The following is a 25535-nucleotide window of genomic DNA, read 5'->3' on the forward strand; positions in this document are numbered from 1 at the left end:
CTCTGCTGCCGTTCCGGCGCCTCAGGCCTCCGGTGCGACGACCCGTATGGTCTGGTTGTTCACCGTGACGGTGTCGCCGTTGCGCAGCTGGCGGCCGCGCCGGTCATCGATCTCGCCGTTGACTTTGACCAGCCCGTTCTTGATCAGCTCGGTGGCCTCCACGCCGTCCTCCACGAGGTTGGCAAGCTTCAGCAGCTGGCCCAGGCGGATCATGCTGTCGCGGATGGGGACGTCCTCAACGGGGTTGCTCATAGAGCAATAATGCCTGACGTAAGGTGGATTCAATGACCTCCACCTCCCGCCTGCCTGTCCTCGCAGGCCTTCCGCTGGCGGTGGGCGCCGGCCTTGCCATCCCGGTCCAGGGCCGGATCAACGGTGCACTCGGGGCGCGCCTTGATGACGGCATTGCCGCCGCCGTAGTGAGTTTCAGCACAGGCCTGCTGGTCATGATCCTCATCTCGCTCCTCCTGCCGCGCGGCCGCGCCGGACTGGCCCGGATCCTTCCCGCGGTCCGGTCCAGGGCGTTTCCCCGCATCTACGTCCTGGCCGGGGGCATCGGCGCGCTCTTTGTCTTCGCCCAGTCCTTCACGGTGGGCCTCCTGGGCGTGGCCCTGTTCACGGTGGCCACTGTCACCGGGCAGACGGTGAGCGGGCTCCTCGTGGACCGGCTGGGCCTCGGCCCGGCCGGAAAGAAGCCGGTCACCGGCATCCGGATCATCGGCTGCGTGCTGACCATCGCCTCCGTCGCCTGGGCTGTATCGCCCCGCTTCGCCGGCTCCGGTGCAACCGGCGACGGCGGCCCGGCCGGACTTCTCCTTCCCCTCCTGCTCCCCGTGGCGGCAGGGTTCCTGATGAGCTTCCAGCAGGCCATGAACGGGACCGCCACCATGCACTACGGAACACCCATCGCGGCCACGCTGGTCAACTTCGTGGCGGGCAGCCTGGTGCTCTGGGCGGCGCTCGGCGTCAAGCTGCTGGTGGCGGGCCCGGGCAATCCGCTGCCGGGGGAGTGGTGGTACTACCTGGGCGGGCCCATGGGCTGCGTCTTCATCGGGCTGGGCGCGCTGCTGGTCAGGAGCCTGGGCGTGCTGGTGACCGGGCTGGGCATGATCGCCGGCCAGCTGCTCGGGTCCCTCGCACTCGACGTGGTGCTGCCGGCCCCCGGCAGCGTGGTGGCACCGGCCACCGTCCTGGGCACCGTGCTGACCCTGGGCGCCATCATCCTCGCTACCCTGCCGTGGCCGCGGGGCGCGCTCCGCGGGCGGCGGCCGGTAGGCTAGGACACGCAGCTTTTTCGCATCCCTTCATCCGCCCCGCCCGGCCGCCGGACGTGCCATACCTCTGGTGTTGCCCGGGGCCTGAATAACGCGGACCGCACCCAGCGGCCCGGTAGAAATTGGAGTTACCCCCATGGCAGCAAAATCCGTTCTCGACCAGGTCATCTCCCTCTCCAAGCGGAGGGGCTTCGTGTTCCAGGCCGGTGAAATCTACGGAGGTTCGCGTTCTGCCTGGGATTACGGGCCCCTTGGCGCCGAGTTGAAGGAAAACATCAAGCGCCAGTGGTGGCAGTCCGTGGTCCGCGGCCGCGAGGACGTGGTGGGCCTGGACTCCTCCGTCATCCTGCCCCGCCAGGTATGGGAAGCGTCCGGCCACGTGGAGGTCTTCTCCGACCCGCTGGTGGAGTGCCTGTCCTGCCACAAGCGCTACCGCGCGGACCACCTCGAGGAAGAGTACGAGGAAAAGAAGGGCCGTCCTGCCGAAAACGGCCTCAAGGACATTGCCTGCGCCAACTGCGGCACCCGCGGCGAATGGACCGAGCCGCAGGAATTCTCCGGCCTGCTCAAGACCTTCCTGGGCCCCGTGGCCAGCGAGGAAGGCCTGCACTACCTCCGCCCGGAAACCGCCCAGGGCATCTTCGTGAACTTCAACAACGTGCTCACCACGTCCCGCAAGAAGCCGCCGTTCGGCATCGGCCAGATCGGCAAGTCCTTCCGCAACGAGATCACCCCGGGCAACTTCATCTTCCGCACCCGCGAGTTCGAGCAGATGGAAATGGAGTTCTTCGTCGAGCCCGGCACGGACGAGGAATGGCACCAGTACTGGATGAAGGAGCGCATGGCCTGGTACACCGGCCTGGGCATCCGCGAGGAGAACCTCCGCTTCTTCGAGCACCCGCAGGAGAAGCTCAGCCACTACTCCAAGGGCACCACGGACATCGAGTACCGCTTCGGCTTCCAGGGCTCGGAGTGGGGCGAGCTGGAAGGCATTGCCAACCGCACCGACTTTGACCTCTCCACCCATGCCAAGGCGTCCGGCACGGACCTGAGCTACTTCAACCAGGCCACCAACGAGCGGTACACCCCGTACGTGATCGAGCCCGCCGCCGGGCTCACCCGGTCCTTCATGGCCTTCCTGATTGATGCCTACACCGAGGACGAGGCCCCCAATGCCAAGGGCGGCGTGGACGTCCGCACCGTCCTTAAGCTTGACCCGCGCCTGGCCCCGGTCAAGGCCGCCGTGCTGCCGCTGAGCCGCAACGAGGACCTGTCCCCGAAGGCCAAGGACCTGGGCGCCCAGCTGCGGAAGAACTGGAACATCGACTTCGATGACGCCGGCGCCATCGGCCGCCGCTACCGCCGCCAGGACGAGATCGGCACCCCGTTCTGCATCACCGTCGACTTCGACACCCTCGAGGACCAGGCAGTGACCATCCGCGAACGGGACACCATGAGCCAGGAACGCGTCTCCCTGGACAAGGTGGAGGGCTACCTGGCCGCACGCCTGATCGGGGCCTAGCCATGGCCATCGAATACCGCGAATGGCGCGAAGGCGACGACCTGGCGCTCCTGGAGATCTGGGGTGGCCCGGAAACCGCTCAGGCCCGCCAGTTCCGCGGCGCCCTCGCGGTCTCCTCCAACGGGGGAGCCGGCACCCCGTGGCGCCGCTGCATCGTGGCCGAGGACGTTCTTGACGGCGTCGGCATCCCCGTGGCGGCCGGCGTCGTCTACGAAGCCTCGCTGCACCCCGAGCGGCTGTGGACCTACATCGAGGTGGCCCGGGACCACCGGCGCGCCGGCATCGGTGCCAGCCTGCTGGCCATGCTGCGGCGGGAAGCCGAACACGCGCCGTCGGGCGTGACGAAGCTGCGCGCCAAGGTGGAGCCCGGCACCCCCGGTGCGGCCTTCGCGGAGGCGGCCGGGCTGTCGCCCATCCAGCGGTCCCGGCTGGTCATCGTGGAGCCGGGTGCCCTTCGGCTTCCCGTCTTTCCGGAGAAGGACTACGGCGGACGGCCGGTCAGCGGCGAGAACGCCGGATCCGACGTGGTGATGGACCTGGCCACCGGATCCGTGGAGCTGACGGACGTTGTGGGCAGGTACTACACGTCCATCCACGGCTGGGATTCGCCCGGCGTGCTGTCCGTGGGGCAGGTTCAGAAGCTGTTCCTGGACGAGCTCACCGGCGCCCACGGCGCCATCGTGCTGCGGGCGCAGCCGGAGTCGGCCTTCGGTGCAGGAGTCGCGCCGGGAAAGAAGGGCCGGATCCGGGCCTTCGCCGTGAGCTATGCGGCACCGGCCACGCCGGAACCCGGGCAGGAGCCGGAGCCGGCACCAGCGGAGGCTCCCACCGACGTGTTTGTCGGCCATGAGCCGGCCCTTGATGCCGGTGACGCTGCCGAGGCGGTGCGCGACATCCTTGCGCTGATCGCATACCAGCACCCGGTCATGCTGGAACTGGACGACTCCATGACGGCCCTGCGCGCCGCCGTCGAACCCCTCCTGGAGAGTGGCAAGGCGCGCCTCGCGGCAGCCGAAACGCTCGTCGTCTCGGACTGACCCCGCCAGCGCGGCTGACCCCGCAGCCAAAGCTCGCGGCGCAGTTCCGCGCTGCCGAGGTGCGGGTCAGCCGGCGCTGCGGCGCCCACGACGGCGGCCGCGGGCTGCGTCGCCGGCGTCCAGCGCCTGCCGCTCGGCTTCCGACGGCGCACCGCCGCCCAGGTGCGAGGGCATCCACCAGGCACCCGGCTCCGGTGCCAGCGGAAAGTCCGCGATGCACCGGTCCACGCCGGCCTGGAGCAGGCGCCGGAGCAGCAGGGTTTCGCGCTCTGCGTCCACGTCCGGCGGAAACCGCAGCGGCGCACCCACGTGGACCCGGACCGGTGCCCGCCAGCCCCGCCGGAGCGAAAACCCGCGCCCCCGCGTCAGCAGCCGATGCGTTCCCCACACCGAGACCGGTATGACCGGGACGCCTGCTTCCGCCGCCATCCGGACTGCGCCGGTCCTGCATTCACGGACCACGAAGCTCCGGCTCACCCCTGCCTCCGGGAACACGGCAAGGTATTCGCCGGCCCGCAGCCTGGCCACCGCATTGTCGTAGGCGCCGGAGCGTTCCGCGTAGCCCACCACCACATGCCCGGATGCTGCAATGGCCGGCCCCGCAAGCCAGTGGTCCGCGGCGCCCTGGTGGATCAGGAACCGCAGCTGGCCGCGTTCGCGTTTCCACAGCAGGAGCTCCGCCGCGGCAAAGTCCAGGTAGCCGAAATGGGTGATGGCGAAGACGGCCCCGCCTCCCGGGACCACCGCGCGGGAAGCGCCGTGATGCGGTCCGGGGCCCGGCAGATGCTCCGTTCCGGAAGTGATGATCCTGACCTGCAGGGCCCACCGGAGGAACAGGCCGGTGCGCACCAGGAAGCGGTAAAACCGGTCGCTGGGTGGGGGACGCCAGGGCATGCGGGGTTCCTTTGGAGGGGTCAGGCAAACGTCAGGCTGCTGGTACCGGGACCGGGGTCACAGGGTGACCTGGACCGACGATTCCGGCAACAGTTCGCTGAAGGCGCGGGACGGCCGGACCTCCGCGCCGGTGCCCTCGCTGAAGGACTTGATGACGAAACCGGTGGCAAGGGTCTGCCAAAGGCGGACCTTCCGGAGCATGAAGTGCCCTGCTCCCTGCAGCGCCACGTACTGCATGCTGGCCGCTTCCGCAGAGGCCCGCCGCGCAAACGCCAGCGACTGGGAAGGGCTGGTCCAGCGGTCGTTGGTGCCGTGCACAATCAGGACCTTCCTGCCCGCCACGTTGACCACGGGAGTCTGCGGGCTGAGCCACGGCGCCAGGGCCACCACGGCCTCCACCTGCGGATGGTCCGCCGCGCAGACAGCCGTCAGCCCGCCCATTGAATGGCCCAGCAGGTAGACGGGCACCCCAGGATGCTGCTCCTCGATCTGCCGCAGGGCCCAGCGGGCGTCCTGCAGCGGAGCCATGTCCGGCCCGTTCCAGCCGCGGACGCTGTTCCGCAGCGACCATACGGCCAGGCCGTGTTTCCGTCCCGCCCGGTGCAGGTGCCTGGCGAACGGCACCATCCGCGCAGGACTCAGGTGCCGGGCCTCCACCGGCTCCCGGCTGTGGGACTTGCCGCCATGCAGCACCAGGGCAACGCCCCGGGTGGGCCCGGATGCTTCCAGGACGCCCAGCACGGCCTGGTGGACGGGCTCAGGACCGCTTCCGGCCGCCTGCCCACTGGTGTCATCGGTGCTTCGGTTGGCCACTCCTGGTACCTCCCACTGATCCATTTATCAACCCTACGGTGCCGGACGTAGAGTTCAACGTATGAGGTTTCACTGCTGATGGGCGCCGGACACTCCCACGCTTCCCAAGGTCATTCGGAGCCGACGCCGGAGGCGATGGCTGCCCGGCGGAAAGCCAACAGGATCCTGGCGGCGGTCTTGATTCCCATCACCCTGCTGACACTTGCGGGCATGGCGATGCTCTGGCCTTCGGGAAGCAAGGAAGGCATTTCCCTGGCCAACCCGTACTCCGCGGCCCCGGGCGTGACGTTCGATACCGGCACCATCCAAAGCGTGGTGACCGAGAACTGCATGCAGGGGGCGGCCCAACAGGGCCCAACACAGCAGGGCCCAACACAGCAAGGCCCAACACAGCAAGGCCAAACACAGCAGAATCCGGGGCAGCAGGGCTCAGACTGCACCTTCGCCTACACTGAGCCGGACAAGGGCGGAAGCCCGGTCAAGGTGGTCATCAACCCGGATGTCGCCAAGTCGCACGGGGTCAAGGCGGGGGACCAGATCCGCTACCTGAACCTGTCCAACGCGCAGGGCGCGGCGTCCTCGCAGGGCGCCCCGGCCTACATCTTCGTGGACTTCGTCCGCACCCTGCCCATTGTCCTGCTGGCACTGCTCTACGCGGTGGTGGTCATCGCCGTCGCACGCTGGCGGGGCCTGAGGGCCCTGATCGGGCTGGTTGGCGCTTACTTCGTCCTGGCCAGCTTCATGCTTCCCGGCCTGGTTGAAGGCAAGCCGCCGCTGCTGCTGGCGCTGGTGGGGTCCACGGTGATCATGATCGGGGTCCTGTACTTTGCCCACGGATTCTCGGCCCGGACGTCCACGGCGCTGCTGGGGACCATCTTCGGCCTTGGCATTACGGCACTGCTGGCGGCCTGGGCCACGGATGCCGCCAACCTGGCCGGGGTGGGCAACCACGATGCCACCACCCTGGTGAACACGTCGTCCAACATTTCCATCACCGGTGTGATCCTGTGCGGGCTCATCATCTCCGGCCTGGGCGTGCTCAACGACGTGACCATTACCCAGTCGTCCGCGGTGTGGGAGCTCTATGAACTCGCGCCGGCCAGCAGTGCACGCAAGCTGTTCACCTCCGCCATGCGGATCGGCCGCGACCACATCGCCTCCACGGTGTACACCATCGCGTTTGCCTACGCGGGCGCGGCGCTGCCCATCCTCATCATCGTGATGCTCTACGACCGGCCGCTGGGGGAGACACTCACCAGCGCCGAACTTTCCGAGGAAGTGATCCGCACCCTGGTGGGCTCCATCGGCCTTGTCCTGGCCATCCCGGTCACCACCCTGATCGCTGTCCTGGTGGTCAAGGCGACCGGCGTCCGGCCCGCGGCGCCCGCCGCCGGAATAACCGAAACCCCGGTGCCGGGACCGGGGACAGCCGACGGCGGCCGGCAACTGGCGGACGACGTCGACGACACTGGTTCGCTCGCGGCCGCGGCACTTGAAGGGCGGACCAGGCGCGCCGCTGACGGGATGGACGGCGCCGAAGGGGATAACGGGGCGCCAACGACGCGCCGCGGCCGGCGGGCGGCGGACAGGGGCTGACCGCTGCCGGCGGCGGTTGAAGGCGTCGGGGGAGCCGATTTGCCCGCCTTTGCAACAATGGAAAGGTGACTGTTGCAGCAACTCCTCCCGCCCCCAAGCTGGAACTCCCGCCCCTGAAGCTGGGTCCCATCACCGTGGACACGCCGGTGATCCTGGCGCCCATGGCCGGCATCACCAACTCCGCGTTCCGCAGGCTCTGCCGTGAGTACGGCGGCGGCATGTACGTCGCGGAGATGGTCACCTCCCGCGCACTGGTCGAACGGACCCCCGAATCCCTCCGGATCATCTCCCACGACGACGACGAGAAGGTCCGGTCAGTCCAGCTGTACGGTGTGGACCCCGTCACCGTGGGCGCCGCGGTGCGGATGCTGGTGGAAGAGGACCGTGCCGACCACATCGACCTGAACTTCGGCTGCCCCGTCCCGAAAGTCACCAGGCGCGGCGGGGGTTCGGCCCTGCCCTGGAAGATCGACCTCTTCACCTCGATCGTGCAGACCGCTGTCAAGGAAGCCGCCAAGGGCAACGTCCCGCTGACCATCAAGATGCGCAAGGGCATCGACGACGACCACCTCACCTACCTCGACGCCGGCCGGATCGCGCGCGATTCCGGCGTCGCCGCCGTCGCGCTCCATGGCCGCACCGCCGCCCAGTTCTATTCCGGCCAGGCGGACTGGTCCGCCATCGCCCGGCTCCGCGAAGCCCTGCCGGACATCCCCGTGCTCGGCAACGGGGACATCTGGTCCGCGGAGGACGCCGTCCGGATGGTCCGCGAAACCGGCGTGGACGGCGTGGTGGTGGGCCGCGGCTGCCAGGGCCGGCCGTGGCTGTTCGGTGACCTGCAGGCCGCGTTCGAGGGCAGCGACGAGCGCCACCGGCCCAACCTGCGCCAGGTGGCCGACGGCGTATACCGCCACGCACAGCTCATGATCGAAACCTTCGGCGGCGACGAGTACAAGGCCCTCCGGGAGATCCGCAAGCATATGGCCTGGTACTTCAAGGGGTACCCGGTGGGCGGGGACCTGCGCGCCAAGCTCGCCACGGTGCCGACGCTTGAGGTCCTGCGCTCGCTCCTGGACGAGCTTGACCCTGAGGTGCCCTATCCCGGCGTCGATTCCGAGGGCCCGCGCGGCCGCGCAGGATCACCGAAGAAGCCGGCGCTGCCCAAGGACTGGCTGGACTCGCGGGCGCTCAACGACGCACAGTCGCAGGACATCGCCGCCGCGGAGCTGGACGTTTCCGGTGGCTGAAACTCCCGTGGCCGAGAGTCCCCTGCCCGTGCCTGCCGCCGTGCCGGGCGCCGCCTACGACGCCGACGATTCCGCCCGCTGGGTGGAGGAACCGCCCAAGAGCACGTACCGCTCCGACTTCGAGCGCGACCGTGCCCGCGTCCTGCATTCCTCCGCCCTGCGCCGGCTGGGGGCCAAGACGCAGGTGGTGGCACCGGACACCGACGACTTTGTCCGGACCCGCCTGACGCACAGCCTGGAAGTGGCCCAGGTGGGCCGTGAACTGGGCCGCGCCCTGGGCTGCGATCCCGATGTGGTTGACACCGCATGCCTGAGCCACGACCTGGGCCATCCGCCGTTCGGGCACAACGGCGAGTCGGCTCTCAACGAGGTGGCGCATGCCATCGGCGGCTTCGAGGGCAATGCCCAGACCCTCCGGCTCCTGACCCGCCTCGAGCCCAAGGTGCTGACCGCGGATGGACAGCCGGCCGGACTGAACCTCACCCGCGCCAGCCTGGACGCGGCCGCCAAGTACCCGTGGTCCGCGCTGGAAGCCCCGGTCATCCACGGCCAGCGCACCAGCAAGTTCGGTGCCTACGAGGATGACCTTCCCATCTTCAACTGGATCCGCCAGGGCGCACCCGAGCGCCGCTCCTGCCTGGAAGCGCAGGTCATGGACCTCGCGGACGACATCTCCTATTCCGTCCACGACGTGGAGGACGCCATCGTGGCCGGGCACTTCCAGCTCCGCTGGATGGACAACCCGGACCACCGCGCCCGGGTGGTGGGCTACGCCAAGCAGTGGTACCTGCCCCACAACGACCCCGCGGCAATTGATGCCGCCCTGGCCCGGCTCGAGGCCACGGACGTGTGGGTCCGGGAGGCTGACGGCAGCCGCAAGTCCATGGCCGCCCTGAAGAACATGACCAGCCAGCTGATTGGCCGGTTCTGCCAGAGCGCGCTGGAAACCACCCGCGCCGTGTACGGACCGGGCAGGCTCACCCGCTACGGCGCCCAGCTCATGGTCCCGGACGAAACGGTCATGGAGATCGCCGTCATGAAGGGCCTGGCCACCACGTTCGTGATGACCACCGAGCACCGGCAGCCCATCTACGAGCGGCAGCGGGAGGTGCTGCACGCCCTCGTCACCGCGCTCAGCGCCACGGGGGACCGGCACCTGGAACCGATGTTCGCCGCCGACTGGCGGGACGCAGCCGACGACGGCGCCCGGCTCCGCGTGGTCATCGACCAGGTGGCGTCGCTGACGGACGGTTCGGCCCTGGCCATGTACGAGCGCCTGGTGGGGAGCCTGCCGTCCCTGTGGTGATGAACGCTGTGGTGATGAACGCTGTGGTGACGTTCGTCTCGGCCTGCCGGCCGCCGTCGTACCCCGACACTAGGATTACCCTGTGGCCGGCCTGATCAAACGCGAAGATATTGACGAAGTACGCCAGCGCACGGACATCAAGGAAGTTGTTGACGGCTACGTCACGCTCAAGGGCGCCGGGCTGGGGACCTTCAAGGGCCTGTGCCCGTTCCATGACGAGCGCTCGCCGTCCTTCACCGTCCGGCCCCAGGTGGGCCGCTACCACTGCTTCGGCTGCGGCGAGGACGGCGACGTCATCGCCTTCGTCCAGAAGCAGGACCACAGCTCGTTCCAGGAGGCCGTCGAGAAACTCGCGGCCCGCATCGGCTACGAGCTGCGGTACGAGGACGGCGGCACCGGCCCCAACCGGGAGGAAGTGGGCCGCCGGCAGCGGCTGCTGGACGCCCACAAGATCGCGGACGAATTCTTCCGCGCCCAGTTGCTGACTCCGGGGGCGGCTGAGGCCCGGACCTTCCTGCACGGCCGCGGCTTTGACCGCGCGGCGGCGGAGCACTTCGGCTGCGGCTACGCCCCGCAAGGCTGGGACGCGCTCCTCAAACACCTGCGCGGGCGCGGCTTCACCGACGCCGAGCTGAAGCTGACGGGCATGTTTTCCGAAGGGAACCGGGGGATTTACGACCGTTTCCGTGGCCGCCTGATCTGGCCCATCCGGGACATCGCCGGCGACACCATCGGCTTCGGTGCCCGCAGGCTCTACGAGGACGACCAGGGGCCCAAGTACCTCAACACCCCGGAAACGGCGCTGTACAAGAAGTCCCAGGTCCTCTACGGCATCGACCTCGGCAAACGCAGCATAGCCAAGGACCGGCAGCTGGTGGTGGTGGAGGGTTACACCGATGTCATGGCATGCCACCTGGCAGGAATCACGACGGCGGTGGCCACCTGCGGCACCGCCTTCGGCACCGAACACATCAAGATTGCCCGCCGGCTGCTGTCCGATGACGGCTCCGGGGGAGAGGTGATCTTCTGCTTCGACGGTGACGCCGCCGGCCAGAAGGCCGCACTGCGGGCCTTCGAGGAAGACCAGCGCTTCACCGCCCAGACCTACGTGGCCGTGGAGCCCAGCGGCGCCGACCCCTGCGACCTGCGCCAAAGCAAGGGTGATGAAGCGGTGCACGCGCTGGTGCAGTCCCGCCGGCCGCTGTTCGAATTCGCCATCCGCGCCACGCTGAAGCAGTTCAACCTGGACACCGTGGAAGGCCGCGTGCAGGGCCTGAAAGCCTCCGTGCCCGTGGTGGCGGCTATCCGGGACACTTCCACCCGGACCGGCTACTGCCAGGCGCTCACCGGCTGGCTGGGCATGCCGGACCCGAACGAGGTGCTGCGGCTCGTGAATGCAGCGGTCAAGCGTGGCGATGCCGGACGCCCGCCCGCACCCGGCCCGCAGCCCCAGGGCCAGCAGGCCGTGCCGGCTCCAGCCGGGGGACCAGGCGTGGCTGCCGGGCCGCCGTCGGGCGCCGTGCCGTCCTACCACCGGCCGGACCCCCGGGACCCCGTGGCCTCCATGGAGCGCCAGGCGCTCGAGGTGGCGCTCCAGATGCCGTCCCTGCTGGAAGGAGGCGTGTGGGACCGGTTCGCGGCTGCCAGGTTCGCCACCCCTGCGTTCCAGGCCGTCCACGACGCCATGCGGGCCACCGGGCCGGGCCTGGTGGTTGATCCCGTGCGGTGGGTGGAGCACGTGATGCATGAGGTGCCGGAACCGCTGCGGCCGCTGGTATCCGAGCTGGCTGTGGTGCCATTGCCCGCGAGCACGGAGGAAGCGGTGCAGAAGTACTGCCGGGACATCCTGTCCCGCCTGTTCGAGCTGCAGATCACCCGGGTCAAGGCGGACAAGATGGGCCAGCTGCAGCGGCTGGATCCGGCGTCGGATCCGGAAACCTACCAGCGGCTCAACCGGGAACTGCTGATGCTGGAAATGGAACGCCGGGCCCTGCGCGCCGAGGCGTAGCCCGCCCGCCTGGCAGAGGTCCGGTTCCCCGATTTCGTTTCCCGGCGGAGTGTTTGCTAGGCTAATACCCGCTTCATTCCTCCTTAGCTCAATTGGCAGAGCATTCGACTGTTAATCGAAGGGTTGCTGGTTCAAGTCCAGCAGGAGGAGCTTCCAATCCCCGTTCCGGTCTTCCGGAGCGGGGATTTTTGTTGCCCCGGCGGGTTGCCGTGCGTCCGGGAGCAGCCCGTTCTGCCGCGGAAATCCGCCGATTTCACTTTCGCCGGGCACCTTTGCTAATGTCATACCTGCTTCATTCCTCCTTAGCTCAATTGGCAGAGCATTCGACTGTTAATCGAAGGGTTGCTGGTTCAAGTCCAGCAGGAGGAGCTCACCAAAAAGTCCCCGTCCTTCCAGCTGGAAGGACGGGGACTTTTTTATGTCAGACGAAATCCATTTCCACCTGCAGGAACCTCTCGGCCTCGGCGATGGCGGCCTCGAAGGCTTCCTTTTCCGTGGGGGACCGGCGCGGCTGCCGCGGGCTCCATTCGTGCGGGGCCGAGTGGATCCGCACAACTCCTGCGTCCGGCGGCGCGTAGAAGATTCCGAACCGCTGCACGGGCCATTCCGGGGAGGTTTCCGGGGCCACCAGCAGGGCCGCCTTGAACGCGGGGTTGAACCATTGGGCGATCGGCCGGCGGCGGTCCTCGGTAAAGAGTCCGGCGGCGTACAGGGCGGCCGACTGCTGTCCCATCTGGGCGCACAGCCGCTCCCACCACAATGGCAGGATCCCGGCGTCGCACCGTTGCCATGTGGCCGGAAGCGGCGGTTGATCCTGCCAGCTGGGCACGGACACATTTTATCGCGGGAGGGGCGCAGCGGGGCAGATGCCGGGCAGGTGGCGCTCCGGTGGCTGCGGGCTAAGGCCGGTCACGGTCCCGGCGCCAGGGCCCCGGGTTGACGCGGTACAGCAGTGCCGCGCCGGCCACCGCGCCGAGCGCGATGCCCATGGCGGGGTTGCCGAGGGCACGCCCCGCGAAATAGCCCACGACGGCGCCCAGCACCACGCCGAGGAAGAGCCCGCGGCCGTTGCGGTGCGGTGTGCGGGTCATGGCTTCCTTCCCGGTACCTGGCCGGACTGGCCGGAGGTGCAGTCCATGGAGTGCTTCAGTGGATTGAGGGTACCGTGCGCGGGCGGACCACCAGCCAGAGGGCCGCGATGGCCAGCAGGATACAGGCGGCCTGCACAGCCCCCATGGGCGTGGCACTGGTGATGCCCAGCCAGCCCACCACCGGCGAAATGAGGCCGGCCATCATGAAGGTGGCTGCACCCAGCAGGGACGCCGCGGTGCCTGCCTGGGAGGCGTGGCCGGCAAGCGCCAGGACCTGGACGCAGGGGAACATGAATCCGGTGCCCATGATGTAGAACCACAGCGGCACCATGACGCCCCACAGGCCAAAGCCCAGCTGGTCGAACAGCACGATCAGCATGGCCATGAGGAACAGCCAGGCCGTGGCTCCGGCCAGGATCCATTGCGGGGGCACCCGGCGGATGAGGCGGGAGCTGGTTTGCACCCCGGCCACGATGCCCAGGGAGTTGATGCCGAACAGCAGGCCGTATTCCTGCGCGGAGAACCCGAACACGTCCTGGAACAGGAAGGGTGAAGCGGAGAGGTACGTGAAGAGCCCGCCGAAATTCAGCCCCGCCACCATGAGCAGGCCCACGAAGATCCGGTCGCTGAAGAGCACGCGGTAACGCTGCCGGACGGTCATGCCGCTCTGGCCGCGCTTTTCCGGGGGGAGGGTCTCGCGGACCAGGAACAGCGCGGCGATGATGACCAGGGTGCCGTAGGAGGCAAGGAAGACGAAGATCCCGGGCCACTCCATCACCAGCAGCAGCTGCGATCCGATGACCGGTGCCAGGATCGGTGCCAGGCCGTTGACCAGGCTCATCCGGGAGAACATCCGCACCATGGCATACCCGGAGAAGAGGTCACGCACCATGGCCATCGCAACCACGCCGCCGCCGGCAGCGCCGACGCCCATCAGCACCCGGAAGATGCCCAGTGTGGTGATGTCCGTGGACAGGGCCGCTCCCAGCGACGCGGCGATGTGCAGGGCCGTGGCCAGGATGAGCGGATACCTCCGGCCGAACTTGTCGCTGAACGGTCCCACCACCAGCTGCCCGAAGGCAAAGCCCACGGTCGTCCCGGCCAGGGTCAGCTGGACCTGCGCCTCGGTAACCCCCAGGCTCGCCTCCAAGGCGGGAAACGCCGGCAGGTAGAGGTCGATCGTGAACGGACCCAGGGCCGTCAGCGCACCGAGAAGGAGGATGTACAGAAGCTTCCGGCGTCGGCTCAGCAAATCGCCCGGATTGGAGGGAGTGGTCACGGATGTCAATCCTAGGCCCGGCGGGCAGTGATTTTCAGCGTTGTAGGCCGCGCCGCCCGGCAAGCCCCGAAAGTTCGCCCTGAACCTGAATGATAGTTTTGTGCCGGGGACTGTGCCGAGCACTTTCCTGCAGGACACGGAAGCCGGATCGAACAAAACCAGTAAGGCGGAACCGATGAGCGGACGTCACAGCGGGGGCACCAGCCCCGGATTGCGCATCACCGCGCTGCCCAGGACGCTAAAACTCCTCTTCCGGCTGGCCCCGCGCCAGCTGAACGACGAGATCGCCTTCGCCAAGTTCGAGCTCAAGCGCAAAGGCGTCCAGGTGGGCGTCGCTGCCGCCTTCTTCGCCGTTGCACTGGTTTTCCTGTCCTTCCTGGTGGTCGGGCTCATCGTCGCGGCCATCATGGGTTTGGCCACCATCATGCCCGCCTGGCTGGCAGCCTTGCTGGTCTCCGCGGCGTTCCTGCTCATAGCCCTCATCGGCGGCCTCATCGGGCTGCGCAAGTTCAAGAAGGCCATGCCCCTGCTTCCGGAAGAAACCATCCGGGGCATCAGGCACGACGTCGGTGTCGCCAAGGAAGGCTCCGCCTTCAACGCCGCGGTCCTCGACCCGGACAGCCCCGAGGCAAAGGCTGCCAAGGCCGCCAAGGAGCAGGCCGCCGCCAAGGCCAAGGCCGAGAAGGCGGCGAAGGCGGCAGAGCACGACAAGGAATTCCCGCACGCTTCCGAACCGGAGCTGGCGCGCCGCCTCAACCAGCGCCGCCACCACCTCACCGAGGTCCGCGACGAGCTCGGCAGCGAGCTGGACGTCAAGACGCAGGCGCAGTACCTGCTCGCCGCAGCCCAAGGCAAGGTCCGGCAGGGCCAGGTCCTCGCCCTCCGCGCGAAGGACGCCGCCGGTGCACGGCTGGCCGCGCTCTCCGGCTCCACCGGGAGACTGCAAAAACGCTGGAAGCCGCTGGCGGCCCTGGCTGCCGCCGGGACAGTGCTGCTGGTCCTGCTCCGGAAGCTGATCCGGACTTACTAGCATTCGGCAGCCGGGCGCCGGCGTGCCCGCCGGCCACGAAAAGACCGCGCCAACCAGGCAGCAGGAAGGAAGGGGGACGGGTGAAGTTCATTGGTGCCGGCTCCCGTCCCGGCCGCCCGCAGGTGGACCACGACGTGGTCTTCACCATCCCCAACCTGCTCACCGTGGTGCGGTTCATGGGCGTTCCGCTCTTCATCTGGCTGGTCCTGGCGCAGAAGGAATACGGTGCCGGAGTGGTGGTCCTTGCCGTGATGGCAGGAACCGACTGGATAGACGGCTATGTGGCCCGCCGGTTTGACCAGGCGTCGAAATTGGGTCGCGTCCTGGACCCGATCGCCGACCGCCTCGCCATGATCGCCGTCGCCGTCACCCTGGTGATTGCCGGCGTCGTGCACTGGCTCTACCTGGCCGCGCTGGTGGTTCCGGACGCCGTCCTGCTGGTCCTGACCCTCTCCCTCTTCCACGGCCACCCGGACCTTCCCGTCAGCGTGGTGGGGAAGGTCCGCACGGGGCTGCTGCTGCTGGGGACGCCGATGCTGCTCCTCTCCCGGCTGGAGACCGGGTTCTCTGACGGGCTGTTTATTGCCGCCTGGATCGTGCTGGGCCTGGGCCTGCTGGGCCACTGGATTGCCGCCTACAACTACTTCTGGGCAATGCTCCGCAAGGGCAGGGCGCGCAGCAGCCACGACGACGGGACCGCCTGATGGTCTGGGTGGCCGTCGCCCTCGCGGTTCTCGGCGCCTTCTGCCTCGCCCTCGGTGCCCAGCGCCAGGGCAGCGCCGTCAAGGCGGACACCGGCGGCCTGGCATTGAGTTCCAACGGCTTCCTCCGCCTGCTGCGGAACCCCCGCTGGGTCTTCGGGCTCCTGCTGCTCGGGGCCGGCATGGCGATGAACGCCGTCGCCCTCGTCTCCGCCCCGCTGACCGTCGTGCAGCCCATCGGGGCCATTGCCCTGGTGATCACCACCATCGTCAACGCCCGCGACCAGGACCTCACCATCAACCGCGCCACGGTGGTGGCCATCACCGCCTGCGTCACCGGGTCCGCGCTCTTCGTCCTGCTGGCGGTCACCGTCACCCAGGAAAACCACCATGTCAGCGTGGAGGACGAGCTCACCATCGTGCTGCTGCTGGCGCTGGCCGTGGGACTGTTCGGCACCCTGGCGGTCATGTTCCGGCACCGGATGAACGCTTTCGTGTACATCCTGGGAGCCGGTGTGCTGTTCGGATTCGTGGCGGTGCTGACCCGGATCATCGGCAAGCACCTGCTGGATCCCAACGGGCTGTTCCTGCTGAACGTGCCCTGGTATTCGGTGGTCGCGATTATCGCCGCCGGCGGACTGGGGTCCTGGTTCGTCCAAAGCGCATACTCCACCGGGCCGCCGGACCTGGTGATCGCCGGGCTGACTGTGATCGACCCCATCGTGGGCATTGCCATCGGCATTGTTATCCTCGGCGAACTCCGGCCGGATGTGCACGCCGTTATGGCAATTGCCATGGGAACCGCCGCTTCCCTTGCTATCGTTGGGGTTATCGCCCTTTCCCGCCACCACCCCGAGGTCACCAAGCGCAAGAAGGACGCGCGGAAGACCGCGGGCAGGCCCTCACACTAGACCGTCCACCGATCCAGCAAGTCCACGAAGCCGGGTACAACCACGCCGGGCCAGCCGTGCTGCCAGTCATCGCTGTCCGCACCGTGACCATCAGGAGCTTTCCACGTGACCACGCCAGCCGACCAGCCGCCACTGACCATCCTGATCGCCGCGGACACCTATCCGCCCCATATCAATGGCGCAGCCCAGTTCGGCTACCGCCTGGCCAAGGGCATGACAGGCCGGGGCCACAACGTGCACGTGCTGGCCTGCCGGGACAGCAAGGGCAAGAGCTACACGGAATTCCGTGACGAGGCCACGGTGCACCGCCTGCGCTCCCACGCCGCCCCCACCCATGAATACTTCCGCATCTGCTTTCCCTGGGAAATCAAGAAGGAAATCAGCCTGCTGTTCGACCGCGTGAAGCCGGACGTGGTCCACATCCAGAGCCACTACATGATCGGTGAGCACGTCCTGTACGAGGCTGTGAAGCGCGGTGTGCGGATCGTGGCCACCAACCACTTCATGCCGGAAAACCTCAACCCCTTCCTGCCGTTCCCGCAGTGGTTCAAGGACATCATCGGCCGCATCTCCTGGAAGGACATGGGCAAGGTGATGGGCCAGGCGGATGTGATTACCACCCCCACGCCGCTGGCGGCCAAGGCCATGCACGAGCATGCGTTCCTCCGCAAAGTCCTGCCGCTGTCCAACGGCATCGACTCCGCAGCCTATGAGCTGCAGCCCGGCGAGGTGATCGAACCGCACCCGTACCCCACCGTCATGTTCGCCGGCAGGCTCGCGGAAGAGAAACACGTCGACGTCCTCATCCGGGCCATCGGCAAGACCCCGGCGGAACTGAACGTGCACCTGGAGATCGTGGGCAGCGGCGAGGTCCGGACCGCCCTGGAGGAACTCGTGCAGCGGCTGGGCCTGGGCAGCCGGGTGAAGTTCCTGGGCCTGGTCAGCGACGAGGACCTGCGGAAGGCCTACATCAAGGCAGACCTTTTCTGCATGCCGGGCACTGCCGAGCTGCAGTCGCTGGTGACCCTCGAGGCCATGTCCGCCTCCACCCCGGTTGTTCTGGCGGACGCCATGGCGCTGCCGCACCTGGTGCGCGACGGCGAGAACGGCTACCTCTTCACCCCCAACGACAGCGATGACCTGGCCAAGAAGATCACCCAGATCCTCCAGCTGCCCAAGGACCAGCAGCAGGCCATGGGCAAGGCCAGCCGGGCGATGGTGGAACCCCACAGCATCCAGGGCACCCTGCAGACCTTCGAGGACCTCTACCGTGGCGCCAGCTATGAGGACAAGGTGGTCTAAAACCGCGCCCGGGTTTTGCTAGAGTGTTTTTGCCCTGCCGCCGCAGTTCGTTTTCGCTGCGGCCGGGCAGCACGGGGCTATAGCTCAGCTGGTTAGAGCGCGGGACTCATAATCCTAAGGTCCTCGGTTCAAGTCCGAGTAGCCCTACTCCAGAAACCGCGGCCGACGATCCACGTCGGCCGCGGTTTCCTTTGTTAAGCGCCCAATGTGCGGTATGTTACTGACCAGTAACTTATCCCGCTCCGCTTCGGAGAGTACCGGCCGCTGAACACCTGGAGGGCAACCATGTCCACGCCTGCTGCAGACCCCTTTGACCTTCCCTACGCCGACGGCGACTTCTTCGCCTTTGAGCAGCTGCTCACCGCCAAGGAACAGGACCGGCTGGCCGAAGTCCGGGACTTCCTGGCCCGGGAAGTGCGGCCTATCGCCGTGGACTTCTGGAACCGGGGCGAGTTCCCGATGGACCTCATTCCCAAGCTCGCCGAGATTGACCTGGTCAGCCCGGTCCGGCGGCAGGGCTGCTCCAACCTGTTCGCCGGCCTGCTCCACGCCGAAGTAACCCGCGCCGACGCCTCCATCGCCACCTTCATGGGCGTCCACGACGGGCTCTTTACCGGGTCCATCGAAACCCTCGCCTCGCAGGAACAGAAGGACGCGTGGCTTCCCGATATCTACGCCATGAAGAAGATCGGAGCCTTCGGGCTCACCGAGCCGCTGGGCGGCAGCGACGTGGCAGGCGGTACGCGGACCACCGCGCGGCAGGACGGCGGCAGCTGGATCCTCAACGGTGCCAAGCGCTGGATCGGCAACGCCACCTTCTCCGACTGGGTGGTTCTCTACGCCCGCGACGTGGATGACAACCAGGTCAAGGGCTTCCTGGTGGACACCTCGCTCCCCGGGTTCAGCGCCGAAAAAATTGAGAACAAGATCTCCCTCCGCACCGTCCAAAACGCCGACATCACCCTGGACAACGTGGTGGTGCCCGACTTCTTCAAGCTGGAGCACGCCAACAGTTTCCGCGACGTCAACAAGGTCCTCAAGGTCACCCGCCTCGGGGTTGCCTGGCAGGCGGTGGGCCAGCAGCTGGCAGCCTTCGACGTCGCCCGGCGCTACGCGGTGGAGCGGCACCAGTTCGGCCGGCCGCTGGCATCCTTCCAGCTGGTACAGAGCCAGCTGGTCACGATCCTGGGCAACGCCGTCAGCTCCATGGGAATGATGGTCCGGCTCTCCCAGCTGGAAGACGCAGGCATGGCCAGGGACGAGCAGTCCGCGCTGGCCAAGGCCTTCACCACAGAGCGGATGCGTGACAGCGTGGCCATCGGCCGCAGCATCCTGGGAGGCAACGGGATCGTGACGGACTACGGAATGGCGAAGATCTTTGCCGACGCCGAGGCCATCTACTCCTACGAGGGAACCGCAGAAATCAACACGCTGGTCACCGGCCGGGCCGTCACCGGCATTTCCGCCATCGTCTGACCCGGCTGCTTTCCATGGCCGGTCGCCTTTGCGTGACCCGGAGGCGCTAGGGTGGGGCGCCCAGGGGCAGGAGGATGGAAGGCCTCATATCCGTGACAAACTGCAGGGGATTGACGTAGGCGTCGCCGCGGCGCACGCCCCAATGGATGCAGGCTGCAGTTCCGCAATGGCCGGGAAGCGCCGTGCCGACAACCTGGCCGGCACCCACTGCGGCCCCGGCAGCCAAGGTGCTCGCCACGGGTTCGAAGCTGCTGCGAAGCCCGTTCCCGTGGTCGATGGTGATCACCGGGCGGTCAACCACGACGCCCACGAAGCTGACCGTACCGGCCGCCGGGGAGGTGACCGCCGCGCCGTCGTGCGCTGCCCCGAGGTCCACGCCCCTGTGTCCGCTCAACCATGGCTTCGGGGGAGGATCGAAAGCCCGCAGCACACGCGGCCGGGGAGCCAGCGGCCACTGCCAGGAGGGTGCGGCGACATCGGGGCCAATGCCCCCGGCCGTCGTCGTCTCCGCAATCGTCCCCAGCGCAGTCGAGGGGGAACCGGGGCTGAACGGCGGGGGCTGTGCTGCGGACCCCACCGAAGCGGGGAGCATCAGCAGTGCGGCCAGGAGGAGCTGGGGTTTCATCTGGCCAGCATGCGCCCGGAAAAGCGGGGCGGGCAGGCGTGGCGGGACCTATGTGGATAAGCCGTTCCTGCGGGCCGCCCCTGTCCGGCGGAAGCGGGTCCCTGTAGTACACTTGGTGGAGCAGTTTGCTGCGCCCTCAACGCTTCCCGTACCAGTGGATCACCCCTGCGGTGCATTTGCCTGTCCGGATTGCGTCGGCACGCCCCATTCAGGAGTGTGGGGGAGCGGCAGCTGACTACGCGCATCCAGCCCTCCACAAGGTGAAAGCCCCGGCCCAGCCTTTGGCGGATCATGCCTCCTGCGGTCCGTGCCCTCCGGCGCGGATGGGAAGCGTGATGGATGCCAGGAGCACGGCCCGAACCGGGCCACGCTAAATCAACCGTCAACTATTGGCAGGGTAAGAAGCCTGAGGGCTCTCTCATGAATGACCTGCCGGAAGGAGCGTCGGCATGCCCGTCGTAACCATGCGCCAGCTGCTTGACAGCGGCGTCCACTTTGGACACCAGACCCGCCGTTGGAACCCGAAGATGAAGCGCTTCATCTTCACCGAGCGCAACGGCATCTACATCATCGACCTGCAGCAGTCGCTGTCCTACATCGACCGCGCCTACGAGTTCGTCAAGGCCACTGTTGCCCACGGCGGTACCGTGCTCTTCGTCGGCACCAAGAAGCAGGCCCAGGAAGCAATTGCCGAGCAGGCAACCCGCGTTGGCCAGCCCTACGTCAACCAGCGCTGGCTCGGCGGTATGCTGACCAACTTCCAGACCGTCGCCAAGCGCATCCAGCGCATGAAGGAACTCGAAGAGATCGACTTCGACGACGTCGCCGGTTCCGCGTACACCAAGAAGGAGCTGCTGCTCCTCAAGCGCGAGCTCACCAAGCTCGAGTCCAACCTCGGCGGTATCCGCAACCTGACCAAGGCACCGTCCCTGCTCTGGGTCGTGGACACCAAGAAGGAACACCTCGCCGTTGACGAGGCCAAGAAGCTGAACATCCCGGTTGTGGCCATCCTGGACACCAACTGCGATCCGGACGAAGTCGACTTCCCGATCCCGGGCAACGACGACGCCATCCGCTCCGTGAACCTCCTGACCCGCGTTGTTGCCGACGCTGTTGCCGAGGGCCTCATCGCCCGCAACAACCGCGGCTCGGGTGCTGCCGAAGCTCCGGAAGAGCCGCTGGCCGAGTGGGAGCGCGAGCTCCTCGAAGGCAGCAAGGCCGAAGAGGCTGCTGCCCCTGCCGCGGCCGAAGAAGCTGAAGCTCCGGCTGCTGCCGAGGCTCCCGCCGACGACGCCAAGTAAGACAACTAAATCCGGATTCTCCGCGCTGCCTGCAGCCGGAGCTGCTGACAGGATGGCCGCCCATGAAAATGGGCAGCCGTCCTGTCGGTCCGTACACCACAACAAATTTCTAGACAGAGGGGTTCACATGGCGAACTACACTGCCGCGGACATCAAGGCCCTGCGCGAGCGCACCGGCGCCGGCATGATGGACGTCAAGAAGGCTCTTGACGAAGCCAACGGCGACGCCGAGAAGGCCATCGAAATCATCCGCATCAAGGGCCTCAAGGGCGCCACCAAGCGTGAAGGCCGCTCCACCGCCGAAGGCCTCGTTGCTGCCAAGGTCAGCAACGGCGTCGGCGTCATGATCGAGGTCAACTGCGAGACCGACTTCGTTGCCAAGGCTGACAAGTTCATCCAGCTGGCTGACAAGGTCCTGGCCGTTGCCGTCGAGTCCGGCGCTGCCGACCTGGAGACCCTGCTCGCCACCGAGGTCGACGGCAAGCCGCTGTCCGAGGTCGTCGTCGAAGAAGGCGCCGTCCTGGGCGAGAAGGTTGTTGTCCGCCGCATCTCCCGCGTTGAGGGTGCCACGGTCGACGCTTACCTGCACAAGACCTCCAAGGACCTGCCCGCCCAGGTTGGCGTGCTGTTCGCAGTCGACGGTGAAGGCGAAGCCGCTGCCACCGCCGCCCACGACGTTGCCGTGCACATCGCCGCGATGGCCCCGAACTACCTGACCCGCGAGGACGTTCCGTCCGAGCTGGTGGAGTCCGAGCGCCGCATCGCCGAAGAAACCGCCAAGGCCGAAGGCAAGCCGGAAGCCGCCCTCACCAAGATCGTGGAAGGCCGCGTGACCGGCTTCTACAAGGGCGAGGTCCTGGTTGACCAGGCATTCGCGAAGGACGCCAAGAAGTCCGTGGCACAGGTCCTCGAAGAGGCCGGTGTCAAGGGAACCGCGTTCACGCGTTTCCGCGTCGGCTCCTAGTCGAAACTGCAAGGGGGTGGCCACTTCGGTGGCCGCCCCTTTTGCATGCACGCAATCTGTGCGAAACGCCGCCGGTACCGGCCTTTGGTGCCGGCAGGATAACCTTTTTTCAGAGTCATCAACGGGAAGGCATCATGGAAGCCGTCAACACTGTAATCCAGCCAGAGAAAAGCAGGCGCCGGGTCCTCCTGAAGCTTTCCGGCGAGGTCTTCGGCGGCGGGAAACTGGGCGTCGACCCGGAAACCGTCCGCGACGTCGCCAAACAGATCGCGGCGGCCGTCCCCGAGGTTGAAGTGGCCATCGTGGTTGGCGGCGGCAACTTCTTCCGCGGGGCAGAGCTGTCCCAGAGCGGCATGGACCGCTCCCGCGCCGACTACATGGGCATGCTGGGAACCGTCATGAACTGCCTGGCGCTCCAGGATTTCCTCGAGCAGGCCGGCGTGGAGACGCGTGTCCAGAGCGCCATCACCATGGGCCAGGTAGCCGAGGCCTACATTCCCCGCCGCGCCATCCGGCACATGGAAAAGGGCCGCGTGGTGATCTTCGGCGCCGGAGCCGGCCTGCCCTACTTCTCCACCGATACCGTGGCCGCGCAGCGCGCGCTCGAAGTGCACGCCGACGTCGTCCTGATGGCCAAGAGCGGAGTGGACGCCGTCTACACGGCCGACCCCAAGAAGGACCCTTCTGCCGAGCGGCTCGAAACCCTCAGCTACGACGACGCGCTCCGCCGCGACATCCGCGTCATGGACCAGACGGCCATGACCATGTGCAAGGACAACAACCTCTCCATGGTGGTCTTCGGCATGGAAGGTGAAGGCAACGTCACCCGTGCCATCCTCGGCGAAAAGCTGGGCACGCTGGTCACTGCCTAGCTGCGGCTAGGATGTTTTCAGGACAGTTCCGCCCCCTGCCTTTCCGGGCGGGGGACGGAAACAGCAACCGAGAACCACGTGCACGGAGCCGGCGCCCCGGACTGCACCACAACCGTCAGGAGAGACCGTGATAGAAGAAACCTTGCTCGAAGCCGAAGAGAAGATGGACAAGGCTGTAGAAGTGGCCAAGGAAGACTTCGCCGCTGTCCGCACCGGCCGGGCCAACCCGGGCCTCTACAACAAGGTCCTGGTGGACTACTACGGTTCCCCCACGCCGCTGCAGCAGCTGGCTTCGTTCGCCATCCCGGATGCACGGACCATCCTGATCACCCCGTTCGACAAGACCGCGATGCGCGATATCGAACGCGCGCTCAGCGATTCGGAGGTCGGCGCCAACCCGTCCAACGACGGCAACGTCATCCGGATCACCATTCCGGAACTGACCAAGGAACGCCGCAAGGAATACGTCAAGATCGTCAAGACCAAGGGCGAAGACGCAAAGATCTCCATCCGCAACATCCGCCGCAAGGCCAAGGAAACCCTGGACCGGCTGGTCAAGGACGGCGAGGCCGGCGAGGACGAAGGCACCCGCGCCGAGAAGGAACTGGACAGCATCACCAAGGCCCACGTGGATGGCATCGACGAGCTGCTGAAGCGCAAGGAAGCAGAGCTGCTCGAAGTCTGATGGGCCAGGCAGATCAGGCCCCCGCACCACGGGCACGCACACGGGGGAAGCAGCCCAGGAGCAATCCGACGCCGAAGGCCGGCCGTAACCTGCCGGCCGCCGTCGTGGTGGGCCTTGCCATGCTCTTTGCGGTGCTGGGCGGACTGCTGTTCCTCCCGCTCGCCTTCGTTGCCGTCACCACGGCCTTCGCCGTCTTCGGCGTCTGGGAAATCTACCGGGCGCTTGAAGCCAACGGAACAAGGATGCCCATCGTCCCGGTGATGACCGGCACGGTGGCCATGCCGTTCGTGGCCTACTTCGGCGGCATCGAAAGCCTGCTGTTCGGCATGCTGCTCAGTTCCGTGGCCGTGCTCCTGTGGCGGTCCATCGAAAGCGCCGCAGGCTCGGCCAACAGTATTTTCGCCGGCGTCTTCACCCTGGGCTGGGTCCCGTTCTTCATCAGCTTTGCCGCGCTGCCGCTGCACGCCACCGGCGGGGCCTCCCCGCTGGGGCTCTGGCCCGGGGGGACCATTCCCGAAGGCGCCTGGCAGATTGCGGTGATGCTCCTGCTGGTCGTGTCCAACGACACCTTCGGCTACCTCGTGGGCGCATCCCTGGGAAAGCATCCCATGGCGCCCAAGATCAGCCCGAAGAAGTCCTGGGAGGGGTTCGCCGGCTCCGTGGGCGGCGCCATGCTCATCGGCATCCTGGCCTGCCTGTTCATCCTCGACAAGCCCTGGTGGGTGGGGGTGGTGCTGGCAGTCGGTACCGTGGCCGCATCCACCGCCGGCGACCTCGCCGAATCCATGGTCAAGCGCGAACTGGGCGTCAAGGACATGAGCAGCATCCTGCCCGGCCATGGTGGAGTCATGGACAGGCTCGACTCCATCGTGTTTGCATCGCCGGTGGTCTTTGTCCTCTACGGACTGGTCGCCGGAGCCTGACACACACCCCGGCCGGACCGGCACCCCTAAACTGGTGCAGCGGCGCTCCGGCCGAAGAGCATTGAAGGAATCACAGTGGCATTGGACATTCATCGGCAGATCCCCGGGTCCTTTGAGCGCGTGCAGCGCGGCGAGTACGGATACAACGCCCGGCAGGTGGACCAGTTCCTGCAGCGCGCGCGGGTATCCCTGGAAACCCCCGAAGCCGCAACCCATCCGGTCAACAGCGCCGACGTCCGCGCCGTCTCCTTTGACCCGGTCAAGGGCGGCTACTCGGCCGCCGTGGTGGATGCTGCCCTGGACCGGCTCGAGGACGCCTTCGCCCGGCGGGAACGGGACGAACTGATTGCAGCCCAGGGCGAGGAAGCCTGGCTGCGGGAGATCGGGAACCTCTCCGGAATCCTCCGCGGGCGGCTGCACCGGCCCGACGGCGAGCGTTTCCGGCGCCCCGCCAAAAAGAAGGCGCGCAGCTACAACACTGCAGACGTGGACCGCCTTTGCCGGGAACTCGTGGCGTACCTGGAGCAGGACAAGCCGCTGAGCGTGGACAGTGTCCGCCGCGCGGTATTCCGGCCCGCCGTCGGCCGCGAAGGCTACGAGGAAGCCCAGGTGGATGCGTTCCTGGACCGCGTTGTGGAACTGATGGCCGCCATCGACTGACCGGCCGGGCCACCAGGG

Annotated in this window: 25 protein-coding genes and 3 tRNA genes; 21 read left to right on the forward strand and 7 right to left on the reverse strand. The window is 67.3% G+C overall.

Translation table 11 applies throughout. The annotated features are described in order from the left end of the window. Positions 1-21: 21 nt before the first annotated feature. On the reverse strand, positions 22-252 hold the full coding sequence (locus ACJJV6_RS14775; protein ID WP_407709314.1) for an RNA-binding S4 domain-containing protein: 231 nt from the start codon (positions 250-252) through the stop codon (positions 22-24). 32 nt (positions 253-284) lie between these two features. Here ACJJV6_RS14775 and ACJJV6_RS14780 point away from each other — a divergent pair, with 32 nt between their 5' ends. The 3 genes from ACJJV6_RS14780 to ACJJV6_RS14790 all read left to right on the forward strand — a co-directional run bounded on the left by ACJJV6_RS14780 (position 285) and on the right by ACJJV6_RS14790 (position 3833). After that, positions 285-1280, forward strand: coding sequence for a DMT family transporter (locus ACJJV6_RS14780; protein WP_407709315.1), 996 nt, complete (start codon positions 285-287; stop codon positions 1278-1280). Between the two features lie 130 nt (positions 1281-1410). Continuing rightward, positions 1411-2796, forward strand: a complete 1386-nt coding sequence (locus ACJJV6_RS14785; protein ID WP_009359370.1) for a glycine--tRNA ligase — start codon at positions 1411-1413, stop codon at positions 2794-2796. 2 nt (positions 2797-2798) lie between these two features. After that, complete coding sequence (locus tag ACJJV6_RS14790; protein ID WP_407709316.1) at positions 2799-3833, forward strand: GNAT family N-acetyltransferase; 1035 nt, start codon at positions 2799-2801, stop codon at positions 3831-3833. Between the two features lie 66 nt (positions 3834-3899). Here ACJJV6_RS14790 and ACJJV6_RS14795 read toward each other — a convergent pair whose 3' ends face one another. Beyond that, positions 3900-4727, reverse strand: a complete 828-nt coding sequence (locus ACJJV6_RS14795) for a lysophospholipid acyltransferase family protein (protein ID WP_407709317.1) — start codon at positions 4725-4727, stop codon at positions 3900-3902. 57 nt (positions 4728-4784) lie between these two features. Further along, entirely contained in the window at positions 4785-5564 is a 780-nt protein-coding gene (locus ACJJV6_RS14800) for an alpha/beta hydrolase (RefSeq protein ID WP_407709318.1), read from the reverse strand. Positions 5565-5750: 186 nt separating this feature from the next. Here ACJJV6_RS14800 and ACJJV6_RS14805 point away from each other — a divergent pair, with 186 nt between their 5' ends. The 6 genes from ACJJV6_RS14805 to ACJJV6_RS14830 all read left to right on the forward strand — a co-directional run bounded on the left by ACJJV6_RS14805 (position 5751) and on the right by ACJJV6_RS14830 (position 12066). Then, positions 5751-7136: a YibE/F family protein gene (locus tag ACJJV6_RS14805; RefSeq protein ID WP_407709319.1), complete on the forward strand. Its 1386-nt coding sequence runs from the start codon at positions 5751-5753 to the stop codon at positions 7134-7136. Between the two features lie 65 nt (positions 7137-7201). Continuing rightward, positions 7202-8383 (forward strand): tRNA dihydrouridine synthase DusB, encoded by a 1182-nt coding sequence (gene dusB / locus ACJJV6_RS14810; protein ID WP_407709320.1) that lies wholly within the window; start codon positions 7202-7204, stop codon positions 8381-8383. Positions 8384-8390: 7 nt separating this feature from the next. Continuing rightward, positions 8391-9689: a deoxyguanosinetriphosphate triphosphohydrolase gene (locus ACJJV6_RS14815; protein ID WP_407710512.1), complete on the forward strand. Its 1299-nt coding sequence runs from the start codon at positions 8391-8393 to the stop codon at positions 9687-9689. Between the two features lie 82 nt (positions 9690-9771). After that, positions 9772-11697, forward strand: coding sequence for a DNA primase (gene dnaG / locus ACJJV6_RS14820; protein ID WP_407709321.1), 1926 nt, complete (start codon positions 9772-9774; stop codon positions 11695-11697). Between the two features lie 77 nt (positions 11698-11774). Continuing rightward, positions 11775-11847: transfer RNA gene (locus ACJJV6_RS14825), tRNA-Asn, on the forward strand. Positions 11848-11993: 146 nt separating this feature from the next. Next, positions 11994-12066 (forward strand) — tRNA-Asn (locus ACJJV6_RS14830). Between the two features lie 52 nt (positions 12067-12118). Here the strand turns inward: ACJJV6_RS14830 and ACJJV6_RS14835 are convergent. The 3 genes from ACJJV6_RS14835 to ACJJV6_RS14845 all read right to left on the reverse strand — a co-directional run bounded on the left by ACJJV6_RS14835 (position 12119) and on the right by ACJJV6_RS14845 (position 14067). Beyond that, complete coding sequence (locus ACJJV6_RS14835; protein WP_133350014.1) at positions 12119-12526, reverse strand: hypothetical protein; 408 nt, start codon at positions 12524-12526, stop codon at positions 12119-12121. 70 nt (positions 12527-12596) lie between these two features. Then, positions 12597-12788, reverse strand: a complete 192-nt coding sequence (locus ACJJV6_RS14840) for a hypothetical protein (protein ID WP_009357894.1) — start codon at positions 12786-12788, stop codon at positions 12597-12599. Between the two features lie 55 nt (positions 12789-12843). Further along, positions 12844-14067, reverse strand: a complete 1224-nt coding sequence (locus ACJJV6_RS14845) for a multidrug effflux MFS transporter (RefSeq protein WP_133350012.1) — start codon at positions 14065-14067, stop codon at positions 12844-12846. 175 nt (positions 14068-14242) lie between these two features. Between ACJJV6_RS14845 and ACJJV6_RS14850 the strand changes: the two genes are divergently transcribed. The 6 genes from ACJJV6_RS14850 to ACJJV6_RS14875 all read left to right on the forward strand — a co-directional run bounded on the left by ACJJV6_RS14850 (position 14243) and on the right by ACJJV6_RS14875 (position 19487). Next, positions 14243-15097: a phage holin family protein gene (locus ACJJV6_RS14850; RefSeq protein WP_407709322.1), complete on the forward strand. Its 855-nt coding sequence runs from the start codon at positions 14243-14245 to the stop codon at positions 15095-15097. Between the two features lie 80 nt (positions 15098-15177). Beyond that, positions 15178-15801 carry a CDP-alcohol phosphatidyltransferase family protein gene (locus ACJJV6_RS14855; protein ID WP_407709323.1) on the forward strand — a complete coding sequence of 208 codons (624 nt, stop codon included), beginning with the start codon at positions 15178-15180 and terminating at the stop codon, positions 15799-15801. Further along, on the forward strand, positions 15801-16709 hold the full coding sequence (locus ACJJV6_RS14860) for a DMT family transporter (RefSeq protein ID WP_009357891.1): 909 nt from the start codon (positions 15801-15803) through the stop codon (positions 16707-16709). The genes ACJJV6_RS14855 and ACJJV6_RS14860 overlap by 1 nt, the downstream gene beginning before the upstream one ends. Before the next feature lie 105 nt (positions 16710-16814). Continuing rightward, entirely contained in the window at positions 16815-18011 is a 1197-nt protein-coding gene (locus ACJJV6_RS14865; RefSeq protein ID WP_407709324.1) for a glycosyltransferase, read from the forward strand. 73 nt (positions 18012-18084) lie between these two features. Further along, positions 18085-18158, forward strand: a tRNA-Ile gene (locus tag ACJJV6_RS14870). Positions 18159-18296: 138 nt separating this feature from the next. Then, entirely contained in the window at positions 18297-19487 is a 1191-nt protein-coding gene (locus tag ACJJV6_RS14875; RefSeq protein ID WP_407709325.1) for an acyl-CoA dehydrogenase family protein, read from the forward strand. 46 nt (positions 19488-19533) lie between these two features. Here the strand turns inward: ACJJV6_RS14875 and ACJJV6_RS14880 are convergent, their stop codons facing one another. Beyond that, positions 19534-20112: a M23 family metallopeptidase gene (locus ACJJV6_RS14880; protein WP_009357888.1), complete on the reverse strand. Its 579-nt coding sequence runs from the start codon at positions 20110-20112 to the stop codon at positions 19534-19536. A 449-nt stretch (positions 20113-20561) separates the two neighbouring features. Here ACJJV6_RS14880 and rpsB point away from each other — a divergent pair, with 449 nt between their 5' ends. The 6 genes from rpsB to ACJJV6_RS14910 all read left to right on the forward strand — a co-directional run bounded on the left by rpsB (position 20562) and on the right by ACJJV6_RS14910 (position 25517). Further along, a complete protein-coding gene (gene rpsB, locus ACJJV6_RS14885) occupies positions 20562-21413 on the forward strand; it encodes a 30S ribosomal protein S2 (RefSeq protein ID WP_009357887.1) in 852 nt (283 codons plus the stop codon). Between the two features lie 127 nt (positions 21414-21540). Next, entirely contained in the window at positions 21541-22377 is an 837-nt protein-coding gene (gene tsf, locus ACJJV6_RS14890; RefSeq protein WP_133349998.1) for a translation elongation factor Ts, read from the forward strand. Positions 22378-22511: 134 nt separating this feature from the next. Next, positions 22512-23249, forward strand: a complete 738-nt coding sequence (gene pyrH, locus ACJJV6_RS14895) for a UMP kinase (protein WP_009357885.1) — start codon at positions 22512-22514, stop codon at positions 23247-23249. A gap of 127 nt (positions 23250-23376) precedes the next feature. Continuing rightward, positions 23377-23934, forward strand: coding sequence for a ribosome recycling factor (gene frr / locus ACJJV6_RS14900; RefSeq protein WP_009357884.1), 558 nt, complete (start codon positions 23377-23379; stop codon positions 23932-23934). Next, positions 23934-24857, forward strand: a complete 924-nt coding sequence (locus ACJJV6_RS14905; protein ID WP_009357883.1) for a phosphatidate cytidylyltransferase — start codon at positions 23934-23936, stop codon at positions 24855-24857. Before frr ends, ACJJV6_RS14905 begins: the two co-directional genes overlap by 1 nt. Positions 24858-24932: 75 nt before the next feature. Further along, positions 24933-25517, forward strand: a complete 585-nt coding sequence (locus ACJJV6_RS14910) for a DivIVA domain-containing protein (protein WP_035752651.1) — start codon at positions 24933-24935, stop codon at positions 25515-25517. Positions 25518-25535: the final 18 nt, after the last annotated feature.

The sequence above is a fragment of the Arthrobacter nitrophenolicus genome (assembly GCF_045833485.1).
Taxonomy (GTDB): Bacteria; Actinomycetota; Actinomycetes; order Actinomycetales; family Micrococcaceae; genus Arthrobacter; species Arthrobacter nitrophenolicus.